General features: G+C 66.0%; 15 protein-coding genes. 6 read left to right on the plus strand and 9 right to left on the minus strand.

What is annotated here, in order from left to right:
• Positions 1-341 precede the first annotated feature (341 nt).
• From gatC to NJT13_RS00655, 4 genes are all read left to right on the plus strand, one after another.
• Complete coding sequence (gene gatC / locus NJT13_RS00640) at positions 342-620, plus strand: Asp-tRNA(Asn)/Glu-tRNA(Gln) amidotransferase subunit GatC (RefSeq protein ID WP_254523571.1); 279 nt, start codon at positions 342-344, stop codon at positions 618-620.
• A gap of 2 nt (positions 621-622) precedes the next feature.
• Positions 623-1,891, plus strand: a complete 1,269-nt coding sequence (gene gatA, locus NJT13_RS00645; protein WP_254523572.1) for an Asp-tRNA(Asn)/Glu-tRNA(Gln) amidotransferase subunit GatA — start codon at positions 623-625, stop codon at positions 1,889-1,891.
• Between the two features lie 139 nt (positions 1,892-2,030).
• Complete coding sequence (locus tag NJT13_RS00650; RefSeq protein WP_254523573.1) at positions 2,031-2,444, plus strand: DUF8048 family protein; 414 nt, start codon at positions 2,031-2,033, stop codon at positions 2,442-2,444.
• Positions 2,445-2,606: 162 nt separating this feature from the next.
• Positions 2,607-3,407 carry a formate/nitrite transporter family protein gene (locus NJT13_RS00655; protein WP_254523574.1) on the plus strand — a complete coding sequence of 267 codons (801 nt, stop codon included), beginning with the start codon at positions 2,607-2,609 and terminating at the stop codon, positions 3,405-3,407.
• Positions 3,408-3,428: 21 nt separating this feature from the next.
• Here NJT13_RS00655 and NJT13_RS00660 read toward each other — a convergent pair whose 3' ends face one another.
• Both NJT13_RS00660 and NJT13_RS00665 read right to left on the minus strand, forming a co-directional pair.
• Positions 3,429-3,779 (minus strand): helix-turn-helix transcriptional regulator, encoded by a 351-nt coding sequence (locus NJT13_RS00660; protein ID WP_254523575.1) that lies wholly within the window; start codon positions 3,777-3,779, stop codon positions 3,429-3,431.
• A gap of 133 nt (positions 3,780-3,912) precedes the next feature.
• The gene (locus NJT13_RS00665; protein WP_254523576.1) at positions 3,913-4,704 is read right to left on the minus strand and encodes an NRDE family protein; all 792 of its coding nucleotides are present in this window, start codon (positions 4,702-4,704) and stop codon (positions 3,913-3,915) included.
• 244 nt (positions 4,705-4,948) lie between these two features.
• On the opposite strand from NJT13_RS00665, the gene NJT13_RS00670 reads away from it, so the two are divergent.
• Positions 4,949-6,544, plus strand: a complete 1,596-nt coding sequence (locus NJT13_RS00670) for a BCCT family transporter (RefSeq protein WP_254523577.1) — start codon at positions 4,949-4,951, stop codon at positions 6,542-6,544.
• Between the two features lie 41 nt (positions 6,545-6,585).
• On the opposite strand, the gene NJT13_RS00675 is transcribed toward NJT13_RS00670, so the two are convergent.
• From NJT13_RS00675 to NJT13_RS00700, 6 genes are all read right to left on the minus strand, one after another.
• The gene (locus tag NJT13_RS00675) at positions 6,586-8,208 is read right to left on the minus strand and encodes a class I adenylate-forming enzyme family protein (RefSeq protein ID WP_254523578.1); all 1,623 of its coding nucleotides are present in this window, start codon (positions 8,206-8,208) and stop codon (positions 6,586-6,588) included.
• On the minus strand, positions 8,205-9,296 hold the full coding sequence (locus tag NJT13_RS00680) for a mandelate racemase/muconate lactonizing enzyme family protein (protein WP_254523579.1): 1,092 nt from the start codon (positions 9,294-9,296) through the stop codon (positions 8,205-8,207). The genes NJT13_RS00675 and NJT13_RS00680 overlap by 4 nt, the downstream gene beginning before the upstream one ends.
• Positions 9,293-10,237, minus strand: a complete 945-nt coding sequence (locus NJT13_RS00685; protein ID WP_254523580.1) for a 1,4-dihydroxy-2-naphthoate polyprenyltransferase — start codon at positions 10,235-10,237, stop codon at positions 9,293-9,295. The genes NJT13_RS00680 and NJT13_RS00685 overlap by 4 nt, the downstream gene beginning before the upstream one ends.
• 49 nt (positions 10,238-10,286) lie before the next feature.
• A complete protein-coding gene (locus NJT13_RS00690; RefSeq protein WP_254523581.1) occupies positions 10,287-11,534 on the minus strand; it encodes a DUF7350 domain-containing protein in 1,248 nt (415 codons plus the stop codon).
• 117 nt (positions 11,535-11,651) lie between these two features.
• On the minus strand, positions 11,652-12,545 hold the full coding sequence (locus tag NJT13_RS00695; RefSeq protein WP_254523582.1) for a 1,4-dihydroxy-2-naphthoyl-CoA synthase: 894 nt from the start codon (positions 12,543-12,545) through the stop codon (positions 11,652-11,654).
• A 54-nt stretch (positions 12,546-12,599) separates the two neighbouring features.
• Positions 12,600-15,179 carry an efflux RND transporter permease subunit gene (locus NJT13_RS00700; RefSeq protein WP_254523583.1) on the minus strand — a complete coding sequence of 860 codons (2,580 nt, stop codon included), beginning with the start codon at positions 15,177-15,179 and terminating at the stop codon, positions 12,600-12,602.
• Positions 15,180-15,322: 143 nt separating this feature from the next.
• Here NJT13_RS00700 and NJT13_RS00705 point away from each other — a divergent pair, with 143 nt between their 5' ends.
• Positions 15,323-16,084 (plus strand): TrmB family transcriptional regulator, encoded by a 762-nt coding sequence (locus tag NJT13_RS00705; protein ID WP_254523584.1) that lies wholly within the window; start codon positions 15,323-15,325, stop codon positions 16,082-16,084.
• Between the two features lie 279 nt (positions 16,085-16,363).
• Here NJT13_RS00705 and NJT13_RS00710 read toward each other — a convergent pair whose 3' ends face one another.
• A complete protein-coding gene (locus NJT13_RS00710) occupies positions 16,364-16,846 on the minus strand; it encodes a Tfx family DNA-binding protein (protein WP_254523585.1) in 483 nt (160 codons plus the stop codon).
• Between the last annotated feature and the right edge of the window lie 57 nt (positions 16,847-16,903).

The following is a 16,903-nucleotide window of genomic DNA, read 5'->3' on the forward strand; positions in this document are numbered from 1 at the left end:
CAGGTACCGGTATTAAAACCCCTGTTACCAGCAATGGATTTTCAGCTCTAAGTGATGGAAATATGGCGGACAGTTTTCGACGCGGTTCTCCGTCGGGTCTGTTGGTGTGGCACTCCGGACTCGAGATTTTGGGTCCGACGCACTCGTCTCTGGACGTGATAACTCGCCGCCCGGTCTGGCCCCGTAGCGGGACGATGCCCGAAATACGCGGGTTCCCGGTGCGGGCCACTCCCCGCCGGGCAACTCGGACGTCCCACACCGTGAACCGCTGGCACCCATGAGCGGTCTCGTCGCGTACCCGTATCGAAACCCTTACTCTCTGGAGGCCGGTGCGAACACGTATGAGCGACGACGCCGTCAGCCCCGAGGAAGTCCGTCACGTCGCGGACCTGGCTCGAGTCGACCTCGACGACGACGAGGTCGACCGGTTCACCGGGCAGTTCGCGGATATCCTCGAGTACTTCGAGACGTTAGACGAGGTTCCGGAAGTCGATCGAACGGTCGACCTCGCGAACGTGATGCGACCCGACGAGGAGCGCGCATCGCTCGACAGCGAGGAAGCGCTCCGAAACGCACCGGAAACCGAGGACGGCTACTTCAAAGGCCCGAACGTCTCCTGATCATGGCGGAGAACATTTTCATCACCGACGAGCGGATCGAGGGGGCGGAAGACGGCCCGCTGGCCGGGCGGACCGTCGCGGTAAAGGACAACATTTCGACGGAGGGCGTTCGGACGACCTGCGGTTCGCGGATGCTCGAAGACTACGTCCCGCCCTACGACGCAACGGTCGTCTCTCGGCTCAAAGAGGCGGGTGCGACCATCGTCGGAAAGGCCAATATGGACGAGTTCGGGATGGGAACGACCACCGAAACGTCGTTCTTCGGCCCGACGGACAACCCCGCCGCCCCGGGCCACGTTCCCGGCGGTTCCTCCGGTGGCTCTGCGGCCGCCGTCGCGGCTGGCGAGGCAGACCTCGCGCTCGGTTCCGACACGGGCGGTTCGGTCCGCTGTCCGGCCGCGTTCTGTGGCGTCGTCGGCATCAAGCCGACCTACGGGCTCGTTTCGCGGTACGGTCTCGTCGCGTACGGCAACAGCTTAGAGCAGATCGGTCCGTTCGGCGAGTCGGTCGAAGACGCCGCTCGATTACTCGACGTCATCGCCGGAAGCGACGATCGCGACGCGACTACCCGGACGGAGGGAGACGATTCGAGCTACGCCGACGCCGCGACGGGCGACGTCGACGGGCTTCGGATCGGGGTTCCCACCGAACTGCTCGAGGGGGCCGACGAGGGCGTCGTCGAAACGTTCTGGGACGCGCTGGGGACGCTCGAAGATCGCGGCGCGACGTATCACGAGGTCAGTCTCCCGTCGGTCGAACACGCGGTGGAGGCGTACTACGTGATCGCCATGTCCGAGGCGTCTTCGAATCTCGCGCGGTACGATGGCGTGCGATACGGACACGCGGGCGATGCGACCGGGAACTGGAACGAAACGTTCGCGCGGGCTCGCGAGGAAGGCTTCGGAGACGAGGTCAAGCGTCGGATCTTGCTCGGAACCTACGCGCTCTCTGCCGGATACCACGACAAGTACTACAAGAAGGCCCAGGACGCGCGTGCCTGGGTCAAACAGGACTTCGACGGGGCCCTGTCGGAGGCGGACGTCCTCGCGTCGCCGACGATGCCCGTTCCCCCGTTCGAACTCGGCGAGAGTTTGGACGATCCGCTCCAGTTGTACCTGGCCGACGCGAACACGGTCCCGGTCAACCTCGCGGACCTGCCCGCGATTTCGATTCCGGCTGGCGAAACGAACGGTCTCCCCGTCGGTCTCCAGCTCGTCGGTCCGGCGTTCGGGGAATCGGTCCTGATTCGGGCCGCGAGCGCCCTCGCTTGACATCGGTCGGCCGGGCGACCGGACGATCCGGTTGGGTGAGGAGACTATTCAACGAATTAATCTGTCGCTTCGCCGGATACATTTTTATACGCCACTGACAACAGTACCCATATCGAACCGACCATTCAGGTTGACTCTCATGAAAATTGCACGGGATCAAGAAGTCGATTTCGACGAGTTTTCGCGGGCGTGTGATCTCGTCGAGAAATATTTCGACGATAGCATCGACAACGTCGCGCTGCACGCTCCCGTTTCGCGTCGGCAGCTCGTCGACGTCCTCGCTCGCGCACAGCTCTCCGGTCGTCAGCTCGCGATCGACGGACTGACTGAGAAAGGAGAGGTCGTCTACCAATCCAACTCGGAGACCCTGCTCTGGCTCGACGGCGGCTTCTGGACCGACATGCGCGGCCGCCACCATCTGGAGCCCGACGAGGGGCGGGCCGCACGCGAGGTTCACCGGCGGCTCATCGAAGCGATCGACGGCGACGTCTCGTACTACAATCGCGAACGCGACCCGTTCGTTCTCATCGAACAGTTCGATCCCTACGAGTAGCACGCGTCCTCGATCCGAGGCTTCCACTGCTGGTAGTCCGGTCTGGCCCCAGTGGAGCGACGGTAATCCGATCTGACCCCAACCGAGCGAGCCGTCGGAGCGCCAGTAGCCGTGGCGTATTCATGTCTGTCGCTTAACTGTCAGTGAACGCCTATCGAAGGCGTGTCCGTCGCTCCCGACCCGGAGAAGATTTTCGACCGAGCGGTTGAAGAAGGCGAACGACGGCTCGAGCAGCCGCTACTCGAGCTCGTTTCGACGAGTTTTATCGCGGGGTTTACGATCGTCTTCGGCATCGTCGCGCTGGGCGTCGTCGACGCGCTGGTCGAACCGCAGTTCGGCGACGTCGCCCACGTAGCGGGTGCGCTCGCCTTCGGCGTCGGCGTCGTCTTCCTCGTCGTCGGGCGTACGGAACTGTTCAACGAGAACTTCCTCGATCCGGCCGCGAAGGCGGTCGATCAGCCCGACTCGTGGCTGCTCGCACCGCTCTTTCGACTGTGGGTCGTCACCCTCGTGTTCAACCTCGTCGGCGGATTTCTATTCGCGCTGGTCTTCGCTGTCGACGGCGTCCTTCCCGCGGGGACGGCCCACGCCCTGGGACGGACCGCAGAAGAGATCGTTCACCGGCCGACGGCGGCGGTGTTCGCGAGCGCCATCGTCGGAGGCGCGCTCGTGAGCCTGCTGTCGTTTCTACTGGCGGGCGTCGATACCGTCGGAAGCCGCATTACGTTGGCCTACGTCGTCGGTTTCCTGCTGGCTCTCGGGCCCTTCGACCACGTGGTCGTCACCGCGATTCACGTCTTCTTCGGGATGCTCTTCGATCCGGTGATCGGTTACCGAACGCTCGTCGAGACGATCGTGGTCGCGACCGCGGGGAACTTCGTCGGGGGACTGGGACTGGTCACGTTCACTCACGTCGCTCAAGTGCGGGGCGCACGAAAATCGAGCGACGCGGACGAGTCGTAACCGGACGCCTCGAGACGCCGGTTATTCCTCGTACGCGAGGTTCATGATCCACTGCGAGAAGGCGTCGCTGTTGGGGTCGACTTCCTCCTCGCCGATGAACGGCGAGAGCATGTCGCCGGCCATCAGGAGCGTGAAATCGAGGTCACGGGCGGTCGGCGTGATGTAATAGGTGTTGTGACCGTCGTAGACGGTTTCCTCTCGATCGACGAGTTCCTTCTCGACGAGCGATTCGACGATGCGACTGCCCTTTCGCGAGGAGACGTCGAGTTCCTTCCAGAAATCGCTCTGGTGGATGCCGCCCGACTCGCGGACGAGCTCGAGGCCAGCCCGCTCGTCGTTAGAGAGTTCGGCTTCGGCCGCGGTAACGCTCACGGTGACCACCTCTCCGTGCGCTTCGCTACAGGCAGGAGTACGTCCATACCCATACGAGGTAGAGCGAGCCGCTTAAATGTGCCCTTCCCCGTCGGCGGTTGATTCGATTCCGTCCCGCTCGCATGGGTGACAGTTACTCGGCCATGCCCTCGCCACAGCCTTCGATACGCGACTCGGGCGTTCCATCGTCGAGCGTCGTGACAGTCCGATAATTCGTCCGACAGGGCGGCCCCGGTGCAAATTCGTATTCCCTCGCGTCATCGCCGAGAGCGATCAGCGACGACGAGCGGGTTCCGAATCCGTTTCGGTGGATACAGACGCCGTACTCGTGATCGCCGAGGACGTCGCCCGCGCGTTCGAGCCAGTCGCCCGCGGTCTCGTTCGGTTCGACCGCGAGCGTGTCCCGGACTGCTCGAGCGTTCGACGCCTGCGTTCGGCCGGCGGCCGTTCGAATCGACGGCACGTCGACGTGGTCGTCGACTGCGACGTTGACGACGACGTGGACGCCGGGGTCGAACTCGATCAGGGCCAACTCGCCGTTCCACTGGTAACAGAACGCGTCCGCCGCGTCGGCGACGACGAGGTAGAAGCCGCTGTACTCGTCGTCGTCGGTCGCACCCTCGACGATCGATTTCGCTTCCAGGGCGGATCGTGCCTCGAGGACGTCGGCGACGAGGAGTCCACGCGAGCGCTCGCCGGCGAGGTCGCTGTCGTTCCACTTGTTCGTGATCCCGACGAAGACGCCGAACTCGTTGTATCCGATCCACGTGCCGCCGGCTTCGCCGTCTCGCGGCGCGACGATCAGTGGCCTCTCGTCGTAGACTCCCGGCGGCTCGGACTCGCGTCCGATCGCCTCGTCACGGTTTGCGGCGACCGCGACCGGAACGTTGTCGAACACCTGCCAGGCGAGTGCGAGCGTACACACGATTCGGGGTTGGAACGCCAGCGTCTTAACTTCCGTTCCGGCGGCAATCCGTTTCCGACGGCCTTCGACGGATCGCGCCCTCGAGTGTGGCATCCGCTCTGTCACGTCGATCGATACGAAGGATACTTGCGTGATTAGCGGCGGGATTGGAGACACGTCTGATGGTGACTCACGAATCTGTGAGTAGCAACGGTACGCTGCCGACTGACTGCGGTACAGACGGCGGTATCGGGTGGGTCGAACGATGAACGCGAGCGAACTCTTCGGACTCGAGGAGGCGTCGCGGGCGGAGCGGGCCCTCTTCGTCGTGACGATGGGCGTGATGCTCTCGCTCGGCGCGGTCGGCTTCCTCCGCCCGTCGGCGCTGAGTAGCGCGCTCACCGGCGCGAAGGGGTGGATTCTCACGTACTTCGGCTGGTGGTTCATCCTCCTCGGATTCGTTCTGCTCGTCGCCGTCTTCGCCTTCACGGTCTCGCGATACGGCCGACTCCGTATCGGCGGCCCCGGCGCCGAACCGGAGTTCGACGTGTTCTCGTGGCTGTCGATGGTGTTCACCGTCGGTTTCGGCGCCTCGGTTCTCATCTGGGGCGTCGCGGAACCGGTGTCGATCGCCCAGCATCCGCCTCCGGAGCCCGTCCCCGTACAGGGCGCATCCGTCGAGTCGATGGCGCTTGCCTTCATGTTCATCCACGAGGTGTTCCCGGGGCTCGCGATGTGGTATCTCCCCGTCGCGATCGCCTTCGGGATCGTGGTCTACACGGACGGCGTCGGCGACTACAAGATCAGTTCGATGCTCGCCGGCGTCGTCGACGAAGATCGCATCCCCGGTCTCTACTGGCTGGTCGATCTGGCGGCGCTCGTCGCCACGATCGGCGGCATCTCGACGACGCTCGGGTTCAGCGCGCAGACGATGTCTGCGATCCTCGGGCGAGTGTTCGGACTCGACGCGGCGGTTCTGACGTACGCTGTGTTCGCCCTCATCGGCGTCGTTTTCCTCGCCGACGTCTGGCTCGGTCTTCGGAAGGGGATCCGCAACGCGGCCCGCGCGACGGTGGTGCTCATCGGCGTCGCGATGGCCCTGCTCGTGGTGGTCGGACCGAGCCTCTACATGCTCGAGTTGAGTCTGGACGCGACCGGCGTCTGGCTCAGCGAGATGTTCCGGTTGACGCTGTACACCGCACCGGGGTCCGACGGCAACTGGGCGGCCAACTGGACCGGCTTCTGGTGGGCCTGGTGGGCCGCCTGGAGCATCTTCGTCGGGAGCTTCGTCGCTCGCGTCTCGAAGGGACGGACCATCCGAGAACTGTTCGCCGTGCTCGTCGTGGTTCCGACGGTCTTCACCTGGGTGCAACACGGTCTCATCGGCGGCTGGGTCCTCGCGCCGGGCTTTCAGGAACCGGTGGCCGAGGCGATGGCGTCGGCGGGGAAGCCCGCCGCGATCGCGAAAGCGCTCCAGATCACCCCGCTCGGAACGGTGCTCGCCGTGCTGTTCGTCTTCATCATCGCCGGCTACATCGTCACGTCGCTCGACTCGGCGGTGTTCATGATTTCCGCCATCACGCTCGGCGACGAGAATCCGAACCCGCGAAACCGCGCGTGGTGGGGCGCGCTGCTCGCACTCTTCGGGATGACGTCGCTCCGCCTCGAGGAGTTTAGCGCCATCGAGTCGCTCTCGGTGACGATGGCGCTCCCGTTCTCGCTGTTCCTGCTGCTCGTCCTGTACGGGAGTTACGCCGTCGCCTGGAACTACACCCGCGAAGACGAGGACGAGACGTCCCGTTCGGACCCCCAGCGGCCCCGTCCGCAGCCGGCCCCTCACAGCGTTCCCGACGACGATTGAGTGACGCCGGAGTTCGCCTGAATTCGGGCCGATATCCGAGCTTACGACCAGTCGCTCACGTCGGTCCCCGCCGTAATCAGCCGCTCTCGAACGGCCTGGCGGTCGACGGTCCCGGACGCCGTCCGGGGAAGCGACTCGGCGAACCCGATCGTCTTCGGCTGCTTGAACCCGGCGAGGTGCTCGTCGCAGTGTGCGAGCAGCGACCGGACGACGAGCGATCCGTTCCCGTCCGCCTCCGTCCGCTCCGAGACCACGAGGGCCGCGACCTGTTCCCCCCACTCCTCGTCGGCGAGTCCGACCACCGCGGCGTCCTCGACGAAGGGGTGCGATCGGAGGGCCGCGAGCACCTCGCCGGGATCGACGTTCTCGCCGCCGGTAACGATTCGATCGCTGCGGCGGTTGAGGATCCACAGGCGGCCGTCTTCGTCACGATAGCCGACGTCGCCCGTCTGGAGACCGCGATCGCCGAACGCCGCCGCTGTCTCCGCCTCGTCCAGGTAGCCCGGCGTAACCGTCGGCCCGGAAACGACCAGTTCTCCCGGTTCACCGGGCCCGACCGGTTCGCCGTCCTCGACGACGGACACGTCGGTACAGACCAGCGGCTGTCCCACGGTCTCCCGATGGGTATCGATCTCTGCTGGCGTGGCGGTCGCAATCTGGGATGCCGTTTCGGTCATCCCGTAGGTCGGATGGATCGGCACCTCCCGCTCCAGGCAGCGCTCGAGCAACTCGTCGGACGCCGGGGCGCCGCCGAGGAGGACGAACCGCAGCGCGTCGGCCGGTCGCCAGCCGGCATCGAGCAGGCGCTTGCACATCGTCGGGACCAGGGAGACGCCCGTGACGTCGTACTCGGCGAGCACGCGCGCGGTCGATTCCGGGTCGAACGCACGCTGGATCACGGCCGGAGTGCCGTACAGCACCGACCGGAGGACGGGCGCCAGTCCGCCCATGTGGTACATCGGGAGACAGCAGAGCCACCGATCCGCCGGATCGACGCCGAGCCGGAACGCCGAGGCGGTCGCGCTCGCGACGAGGTTGCCGACCGTCAGCCGAACCCCCTTCGGCTGCCCGCTGGTGCCCGAGGTGAACATGATCAGTTGCGTCTCGTCGCGCTCGAGCGCGACCGGTTCGACCGTTCGGGAGTCGGAACCGGCCGTCTTCCGCGCGGTCGTCGGGGAGTCGGAACCGGTCGCATCCGGCTCGGTCACCGCGGCCGTCGGAAGGTTTCCGACCCGCTCGTCGACCGGGTCGTCGACAGAGCGGACGTCGATCGAGCCGATATCGGCCGCGATTTCGAGCGCCGCATCCTCGGTCCCTCGTTCGCAGACGATCGCGGTGGGATCGGTTCGTTCGACCTTCGCCGCGAGTTCGGCCGTCGTCTCGCGGACGTTCAGCGGGACGACGGTCGTTCCGGTCCGCATCGCGGCGAAAAAGAGGGCCGCGAACGCCGGTCTGGTGTCCATAAGAAGGGCGATTCGCGTTCGATCGGTTCCGGCAGACACCGCGGATTCGAGGCTCGATGCCGCGCTATCGACACGCCGATCGAGTTCGCGGACGGTCCACTCCGTTCCCGTCGCGACGTCGATCACGGCCGTCCGCTGGGGCGTTGCCGACACACGGTGAGCGACCAGATCGCGCGTCGGCCACTCGAGGAAGCCGGTCATCGCACCCCCCACACGTCCGAGACGCCGAGTCCTTTGGCCTGTGGAACGACCGCCGATCCCTTCTCGAGCAGGACGGGGTCCCGTCCGAGATCAGTCGCGAGCAGATCGCCGGTCGCCAGCCCGCACGCGGGGACGTTCGGTATCGCGGCGGCGAGGTGAACCGCACCCGTCCGCGCGACGACACCGTCGATGGTGGTCGTCACCAGCGGCGTGACGTCGAGTTCGGCCAGCCAGGCCGCGACCTTCCGCGCGATGTCGATCCCGCCGAGCGCCATCGGTTTCAGGACGACGACGTCCGCCGCGCCGGCGTCGCAGATCGCGTCGACGCCGTGCTCGAGCAGGCCCTCGTCGAGGGCGATCGAAACGCCGCTACTGTGCGTTCGGAGATCGGCGTGCCCCTCGAGGGCGCCCCCGGGCAGCGGTTGCTCGAGCATCGACACGCCGAGATCGGAGAACCGATCGAGCGCCGATGTGGCCTCCTCGTAGGTCCACGCCTCGTTGGCGTCGACTCGGAGCTCGACGCCGGGCCCGACGGCCTCGCGCACGCGTCGAACACGTTCGACGTCCTCCTCGACGGTCCGAAGCCCCACCTTCAGCTTACAACTGCGAAACCCGCGGTCGACGGCCGACAGCGCCGCGTCGACGGTTTCCGTCGGCGAACCGTCGCCGATCGTCGCGTTGACCGGAACCCGGCCGACCATCGGCCCCTGACCGAGGTACCGGTACAACGGCGTCGCCTCCCGGGTGGCTTGCAGATCGGCGAGCGCGAGCGACAGGCCGTGACGGGCCGCGACCTGTCGATCGACGGCCTCGAGCGCTTCGCTCGGGCCCTCCCGAATCGCGTCCCGGGCGCGTTCGAGGGCCTGCTCGCAGTCCTCGATCGACTCCGTCCACCCCGGCAGCGGCGTAGCCTCGCCGTAACCCACGGCGAAGCCGTCGGCGGAATCCGCCGTTTCGGACCCCTGGTCGATCAACCGGACCAGAAATCCGTGACGGGCGTCGATCGTCCCGTCCGCCGTCTCGAGCGGATCGGCGAGGTCGAGCGAGAACGGCTGAAACTCGAGTGAGAGGTCTTCGGCGGTGCTCATAGCAGTACCATCCCCCCGGCGAAACAGATGGCGTACATCGCGAGCAGTTTACCGGTTTGCTCGAGCGCCGGATTGAGCGCCTCGCCGTCCGTTCGGGTCCACACAGTCCGCGTGATCATCACCGCGTACGGAAGCGTGACCATCGGGAGCACGGCGCCCGGACCGAATCCCGCCGCGAGCCAGAACCAGACGGGGACGACGTAGGCGAGCGCGAGCAACGCGGCGTACTCGAGCCGGCTCACCCGGTATCCCAGGCGAACCGCGAGCGTCCGTTTCCCCGTCTCGGCGTCGGTCTCCCTGTCTCGAACGTTGTTGACGACGAGAATGGCCGTCGAGAGCCCGGCGACGGGCAGGCTCGCGGCGACCGCTTCGCGCGTGATCGTTCCAGCGGGGACCGTCGTCGCGAACGGGTCCGCGAGGACGGCCGCCGCCTGGACGTAGTACGTTCCCGTCACGGCGACGAGACCGAAGAAGACGAACACGAAGAGGTCGCCCAGCCCGTGATAGCCGAGCGGGTAGGGCCCGCCGGTGTAGGCCCACCCGCAGAGGACGCTCACCAGTCCGACGACCAGGATCGGGACGCCACCGACGTAGACGAGGTACGTCCCGCTGAGTATCGCCAGGACGAAGGTCACGACGGTCGCGAGTTTGACCCGCTCGGGCGAAATGAGTCCCGACTGGGTGACGCGGGTAAACCCCTCCCTGTCGTCGGTATCGGCACCCTTGACCGCGTCGTAGTAGTCGTTCGCGAAATTCGTCCCGACCTGAATCAGTGCCGCACCCACAAACGCCAGTACAGCCGGTACTGGCGCAAACACCCCCTCGGAGGCTGCGAGTCCCGTCCCCACAAGTACCGGGGCCGCAGCCGCGGGCAAGGTCTGTGGGCGGGCCGCCATCAGCCACGCCTTCGTCCGTGAGATTTCGACCTCGGCCGAACTCATGGCTCGAGTGTCCCACTCGAGAGAGTGTCAACGTTGGCATTGCGAGTCGTTATCTCGGGAGAGGTCCCGCCGCGTCCGGGACCACCAACTCGAGCGACTCCATCTCCAAAAACGCCGTCTCGTATCCCTGGTGACGGGCCGTCTGTGGCGGCGAATCGACGTCGATCCGCACCGTATCGCCGGGTCTGACGTCCGCGACCGATCGCCCGTAGTGGTGGCCGAACTCGCCGTCGAGACGCGCCTCGAGTTGCCCCTCGAACCCCATCGCGCCGTCGCGGTCGACGGTCGCACGAAGCGACGCGTTCGCGAGCGGAACGCGATTGTACGGCGTCCGCGGTGAGACGAGCAGGTACTGCCGGTCGTCCTCGCCAGCAAGGCGCGTCTCGGGTTCGAGCAGCGTCACGACGAACGCCGCGTCATCGCTCCGCGGAAGCGCGTTCGGTTCACCGTCCGAATCGATCAGCCGCGTCCCGGGGTACTCGTCGGCCGGTCGGAGCGCGGAGTACGGAATCTCCGCGCCCGTTCCCTCTGGGGCGTGTTCGCCGCCGGCCGGTCCGTCGCGCTCGCTGTCGCCGGTCATCGGCGCGAGCGCGCCGCGTTTCCCCCAGCGCTCGCGATCGAGTAATTCGATGCCGTCGACGACGTCCTCGCGAAACGTCTCGTCGTAGGTAAATTCGAACGTCGCGGTCGCGCGGTCCGCGAATCGGCCCTCGAACGAGCCGGTTCGTCGCGTCGGAATCGGTCCCAGCACGACCTCGGCAGTGTAGGTGCCGTCGGCCGGAAGGACGACGTTGTCGCCGAAATGGAACCCCATCTCCTGGGAGAGCATGGGCCACAGCGACCGCGACGCGACTCGTTCGTCGTCACGCTCGATCGTCACTCGAGGACCGATATCGACCGGAACGACCGTTTCCGTCTCCGGATCCCAGACCGCGATCATCAGGTGGACGCCGCGGCCGGCCGCGGGTTCGACGGGGTGTCCGTCGGTTCCGGTGACGACCCAGAACGGATGGGGGTACGTAAGCATCGGCGCAACGGCGTAGTCGCCGGCTTCGACCGGCTCGAGGGCGTGCATCGACTTCCGATGTCCGGGAAGGTAGACCGCCTTCGGCGGGTCGTCGATACGTGGGATGAGCGGCGTTCCCGTGACCGTCTCCCCGCCGCTATCCGCCGCGTCGTCGTCACCGTCGGTGCCTTCGGTTTCGGTATCGGTCCCACTACCCGGTGCCGCACAGCCCGCGACGGCCGCCGCGACCGGAAGCGCGCTCGTCTCTCGAAGGAACCGTCGCCGATTCATGTCCTCTGTCTTCCCGCTGTCGTCACCGGATGCGTTCCGGCTACTTGTCGCTGTGGTCTCGAGGCGTGTTCCTCGCCAGCGGTCTCTCGAGACGCGTCTCCCCGCTCGGGCCGTCACTCAGTAGTGCCACGGGTAGTCGTCGAAATCGGGGTCGCGACCCTCGACGAACGCGTCTCGTCCTTCCGCGGCCTCGTCGGTCATGTAGCCGAGGCGCGTGGCCTCGCCGGCGAAGACCTGCTGGCCGACCATGCCGTCGTCGGTCATGTTGAACGCGTACTTGAGCATCCGCATCGCCGTCGGGCTCTTCGAGTTGATCCGCCGACCCCACTCGAGGGCGGTCTCCTCGAGTTCGTCGTGGGGAACGGCCTCGTTGACCATTCCCATCTCCGCGGCCTCGGCGGCGGAATACGTCTTGCCCAGGAAGAACACCTCGCGGGCCTTCTTCTGGCCGATCTGTTTGGCGAGGTACGCCGAGCCGAAGCCGGCGTCGTAGCTCGCCACGTCGGGGTCCGTCTGGAGGAACTTCGCGTGCTCGGCGCTCGCGAGCGTCATGTCGCAGACGACGTGCAGCGAGTGACCGCCGCCGACGGCCCAGCCCGGCACCACGCAGACGACGACCTTCGGGACGTGCCGGATCAGCCGCTGCACCTCGAGGATGTGGAGTCGGCCCTGTTCGGAGGCTCGTTCTTCGTCACCGTCGTACTGATACCCGTCCTCGCCTCGTATCGTCTGGTCGCCCCCCGAACAGAACGCCCAGCCGCCGTCTTTCGGCGACGGGCCGTTGCCGGTCAGCAGAATACAGCCGACGTCCGTCTGGCGCTTTGCGTGATCGAGCGCATCGTACAACTCGTCAACCGTTCCCGGTCGGAAGGCGTTGCGAACCTCCGGGCGGTCGAACGCGATCCGGACCGTTCCGGAATCGACCGCGCGGTGGTACGTGATATCGCGAAAGTCGCGGTCGACGTTCTCGACCGACTCCCACTGCTCCTCGTCGAACAGTTCCGAAACCATTGTACGTGTCTCGTCGGCGGCGGCTGAAATAGATTCTCGTCTCGAGGGTGGGGATCAGGCGCCAGCGCCGGCGCGTCCGTCGTAGCCGGTGAGACGGATCCAGACCGCGAGCAAACTCGGCAGGACGAGGATGCTCGCGAGGAAGGCGTATCCGATGGCGACGCTCGTGACGAATCCGAACCGCTGTAGCGACGGCACGAGGGCGAGGACGAGGACACCGAAGCCCGCCGCCGTCGTGACAGCACTCGCGAGCAACGCACCGCCCGTTCCGCGGACGGTCCGTCGAAGCGCGGTGATGCTGTCCCCCCGGCCGTGATACTCCTCGAGGAACCGCTCGCCGATGTGAATGGCGTAATCGACGCCGATCCCGATTCCGATCGCCGCGATGATGGCCGTCTCGGGGGTGAACGCAATCCCCGCGAGATACATCGTCCCGAACAACCACGCTTGCGCGAGCAAGACGGGGGCCAGTACGACAGCCCCGAGCGTCACCGTGCGATATCGGAGCCAGAAGATCAGCGTCAGGAAGACGATGATGACCCCGAAGGTGATGAGGAATCCGTCGACGAGGGTCGTGAGCAGCCCCTGCTGGACGAGTTCCTCGATGATCGGGCGACCGGTCGCGGTTACCGTCAGGTCGGTCTCGCCTTCGATCGTCGTCGCCACGGTGCGCATCTCGTCGGTTATCGTTCCGGTGTCCGCCCCGCCGGAGAGTCCCACCGAGAGTCGAAGCGACCGATACTCGCCGTCTTCGCGGTGAATCGTGGCGGCGGCCCGCTCCGGCGCCGCGTCGTACACGGCGTCGTAAATCGCGGCCAGGTTCTCGTCGGGAACCCCGTCGTCGTCCGTATCGGCCTCGGCGACCATCGCGGCGACCGTCTCGTTGGTCTCGGCGACCGACTCGATGGTCTCCAGCGGGCCCGTCACCTGAAGCCCGCCGTCGGCCAACACCACCGCGGACGACGTGTTCGCCGCCCGTTCCGTGCCGGCCGCGATCCGCTCGAGCGTGTCCGGGTCGGTGACCGGCCCCTCTATCAGGAATTCGGCCTCCGACCGGTCGCGGGACTGGGCGAAATTCGTGTTTATGTACTCGGCGTTCTCCCGGAGGTCGTAGTCGCTCGGCTGAAACGATTCCGGAAGCGAATCCATCCAGGCCGGCGAGTCCCGCGGGAGGAAGTCCGTCTGGTCCACGGACGTCTCGATATCCGTCGCGGCCGCACCGCCCGCGACGCTCAGGACGACGGCGATCGCGATCACGACGTACGGGGCTCGACGGGCGACGTCCGCGCCGACGCTGAGGACGTTCCCGGCCGCGCCGGCGCGTCCGAACGCGGCCTTCCGACGCGACAATCCGATCCGACCGAGCAGCCCGTCGAGTTCGAGCTTCAGCGCCGGAAGCAACAGTCCGAAGACGAGAAACGCCGCGACGATTCCGACCCCGCTGACGATCCCGAACTCACGAATCGACTCGAGCGGGCTGACCGCGTTCGAGAGGAACCCGACGGAGGTCGTAAACGTGGCCGCGCCGATAGCGACGACGACCCCGGCGAGCCCGCGGCGCATCGCTTCCCCGGGCGTCGCGTCGGGATCGTCGAGTTGGGCCTCGCGGTACCGCATCACCACGTGTAACGCGTAGTCGATGCTCAATCCGATCAGCAGGAACGGGACGGCGATCAGGATCTGCGTCACCCCGATTCCGGCCCATCCCATGAACCCGGCCATCCACGCGAGCACGAGCGCGACGCCGACGAGTCCGAGCGCGACGTCGAAGAGATCCCGATAGGCGACCCCGAGTACGCCCAGAATCAACAGGAGCGCCACCGGAGAGATGATCGCGAAGCTCTCGCCGGTCGCCTGGGTGCTCTCCTCGTCGACGATTCCCGCACCGAAGACGAAGCTCTTGGACGAAGAGATGGTACGCGAGGAACTGTCCTCTAACTCGAGTTGGGCATCGACGACGGCCTGTGGCAGGTCGTCACCGGTCGCGTCGCTCGTATCCTGGAACACGAACAGGACGCGTCCCGGCGCGGTCGTCGATCCCGGCTCGTAGTCGGTCGACAAAAGCGAGTAGGGATCGACCGGCCCTCCGAGTTGCGAATCGGGATCCAGGACGCGTTCGACGGTCGCTTCGACGTCGCTCTCCGACATCGACTCGAGTTGCGAGATCTGCACGTCGAGCGACGGTGTCGCCGACCGGGCACCCGGCTCGGATCGCCCGCCGGTCGCGTTTCCGGCCCGGGGGTCGGCCGTCGACTGGCGGATGGCCGTCGTCGCGACGACGTTCGACAGACCGACCATCGGGCGGTTTTCGCGCAACGTCGCGTTCACTGCCGGATCGTCGGCGACGGCCCGCTGAAATCGCAAGCCCTCGAGGAGCGATTCCTTCGAAAGGACGTTTTCCCCCCGGATGACGACTTGAACGACCGTCGTGTTCTCCTCGTCGGTCGTGAAGTTCTGCTGGAGTGCGTCGTATTTCTCGGCTTCGGTGGAATCGCTGCTGAAACTCGCGATCGAAAGCCCCGAATCCACGCTTCCGGCCGCGCTCCCGACGACCAGCGTCGCCACCAGCATGACCGCGACGATGAGTTTGCTGTGATCGGTCACGAACGCCGCGTACCGCTCGGCCGGCTTCATTACCGGTCCGTTCTGCCCCGTGGTGCATAAATATTGTATATTTCTACTAAATTTATATTTAGGCCGGGATCCCCGTTACTCATAGGGCCACCGGCCGAAGAGCCGAGCGACAGAATCGGTATCTCGAACACTGAACGCTATCTATGAGCACACAAGATGCAGTCGCGGCGTTGAAGCGGCTCGGTTTGCCGACCTATCAAGCGCGTATCTTCGTCGCCCTCCAGCAGTTGGGTGCCGGAACCGCCCAGGAGATCAGCGAGGTCTCCGACGTCCCCCGATCGCAAGTGTACGGTGCGGCCGACGATCTCGTCGAGCGCGGACTCGTCGAGGTGACCGAATCGTCGCCGAAGCAGTATCGTCCCGTGAGCCTCGCGGCGGCCCGCGAGCAGTTGACCGACCGCCTCGAGCGAGAACGGGAGCGAGCGTTCGACAACCTGGCCGAGTTGCGGACGACGCCGTCGGAACGCGGAGACGACGGGGCCGTCTCGACACTTCGCGGCAGCCAACCCATCGACGAACGGATCGCGGACTTGATTCAGTCGGCCGACTCGAGCGTCGTCTTCGTCGCACCGGCGGGCAATTCTCTGTCGGGACGGATCGAAACGGCGCTTCGGAGCCAGGCTGCACGCGGCGCGTTCGTGACCGTCGTCACGGCCGAGGAATCGGAGCGCGAACGGTTCGATGACAGTCCTATCACCGTGATCGTGATGGGGGAGGACAACCCGGCCGATTTCGCGGGGCGGGCGCTCATGGTCGACGACAGGACGGTCCTGCTGTCGGTTCAAACTGACGACGAGACCGTCGACGAGGAGGCCATGTGGACCGCCGGCAGTAGCATCGGCCGCATTCTGGCGCAATTCATGCAGTCCGGAATCGAATCGGGTCGCGAACGAACCCCGGACTAGAACACAGCCCCCGATCGGCGGGCCCTGGCGTCTCTTCGACTGTCTCGCGTTCCGCCCGAAATCGACCCCCGGCATCGCCCCGCGGCGTCCCGAAGACGGCCACGAGACGGTCGGCGGGGTGACACCCGCCCGCTCGCCGACCCGTCGATCCGCTCGAATCGACGCACTCGACTCTCTCGAGTATCGGCGTCCGTTCTGTGTCCTCGGCCGCCGAGACCGCCGCGTCCACCTGCGTTCGTGCGCACACGGCACATCCGCTCGCGTGTATCGCCACCACCGTCACCGCTCGCGTGTCTCTCCCTCTCCCGGGTCGTCACCCGCCGAGCCGTCGCCTGACCCCACGCTGTCTCTAAACACCTTCACCTCGCCGTCTTTCGTCAGGCCGATCGTGGTCGAGTTCGTGAGCTGGTTCGCGGTGGTGACCGCTTCGAGTTTCCCGTACAGGTGGGTGTACAGTTCCGGTCGACAGTACGCGATTTTGATACCCGCTTCGTCGCCGTGACCGTACACCCGGCTGACGAGTTCTTCGAAGGAGGTTCCGGCCGAGACGGTAAATTGCGCCGGAGCGCGGAGCGTCCGAACGAGTTCGAGCGTCCGACGCGCCTTCTCGACGTTCTCCTCTGCGGCCCGCTCGACAGCGCTCACGTTCGAGCCGGTCGTCCCCAGTTCGTCGGCAACCTCCCGCTGAGTGTACCCCTTCTCGCGCAACTCGAGTACCTCCACCTGTCGGTCCGTCAGCATCGTCGTGCGGCTCTCTGCCATACGAGGTCAAACAGAAGTGTTTGAGATAACCTTATTGGTCAAACAGGTAACGTTGTG

The organism is Natrinema caseinilyticum (assembly GCF_024227435.1).
Classification (GTDB): Archaea; Halobacteriota; Halobacteria; order Halobacteriales; family Natrialbaceae; genus Natrinema; species Natrinema caseinilyticum.

Bases quoted from the DNA above. Each gene is read 5' to 3' on its own strand.
- NJT13_RS00650 (WP_254523573.1), top strand. From the start codon at position 2,031: ATGAAAATTGCACGGGATCAAGAAGTCGATTTCGACGAGTTTTCGCGG.
- NJT13_RS00670 (WP_254523577.1), top strand. From the start codon at position 4,949: ATGAACGCGAGCGAACTCTTCGGACTCGAGGAGGCGTCGCGGGCGGAG.
- gatC (WP_254523571.1), top strand. From the start codon at position 342: ATGAGCGACGACGCCGTCAGCCCCGAGGAAGTCCGTCACGTCGCGGAC.
- NJT13_RS00680 (WP_254523579.1), bottom strand. From the start codon at position 9,296: ATGAGCACCGCCGAAGACCTCTCACTCGAGTTTCAGCCGTTCTCGCTC.
- NJT13_RS00695 (WP_254523582.1), bottom strand. From the start codon at position 12,545: ATGGTTTCGGAACTGTTCGACGAGGAGCAGTGGGAGTCGGTCGAGAAC.
- NJT13_RS00690 (WP_254523581.1), bottom strand. From the start codon at position 11,534: ATGAATCGGCGACGGTTCCTTCGAGAGACGAGCGCGCTTCCGGTCGCG.
- NJT13_RS00675 (WP_254523578.1), bottom strand. From the start codon at position 8,208: ATGACCGGCTTCCTCGAGTGGCCGACGCGCGATCTGGTCGCTCACCGT.
- gatA (WP_254523572.1), top strand. From the start codon at position 623: ATGGCGGAGAACATTTTCATCACCGACGAGCGGATCGAGGGGGCGGAA.
- NJT13_RS00685 (WP_254523580.1), bottom strand. From the start codon at position 10,237: ATGAGTTCGGCCGAGGTCGAAATCTCACGGACGAAGGCGTGGCTGATG.
- NJT13_RS00700 (WP_254523583.1), bottom strand. From the start codon at position 15,179: ATGAAGCCGGCCGAGCGGTACGCGGCGTTCGTGACCGATCACAGCAAA.
- NJT13_RS00710 (WP_254523585.1), bottom strand. From the start codon at position 16,846: ATGGCAGAGAGCCGCACGACGATGCTGACGGACCGACAGGTGGAGGTA.
- NJT13_RS00705 (WP_254523584.1), top strand. From the start codon at position 15,323: ATGAGCACACAAGATGCAGTCGCGGCGTTGAAGCGGCTCGGTTTGCCG.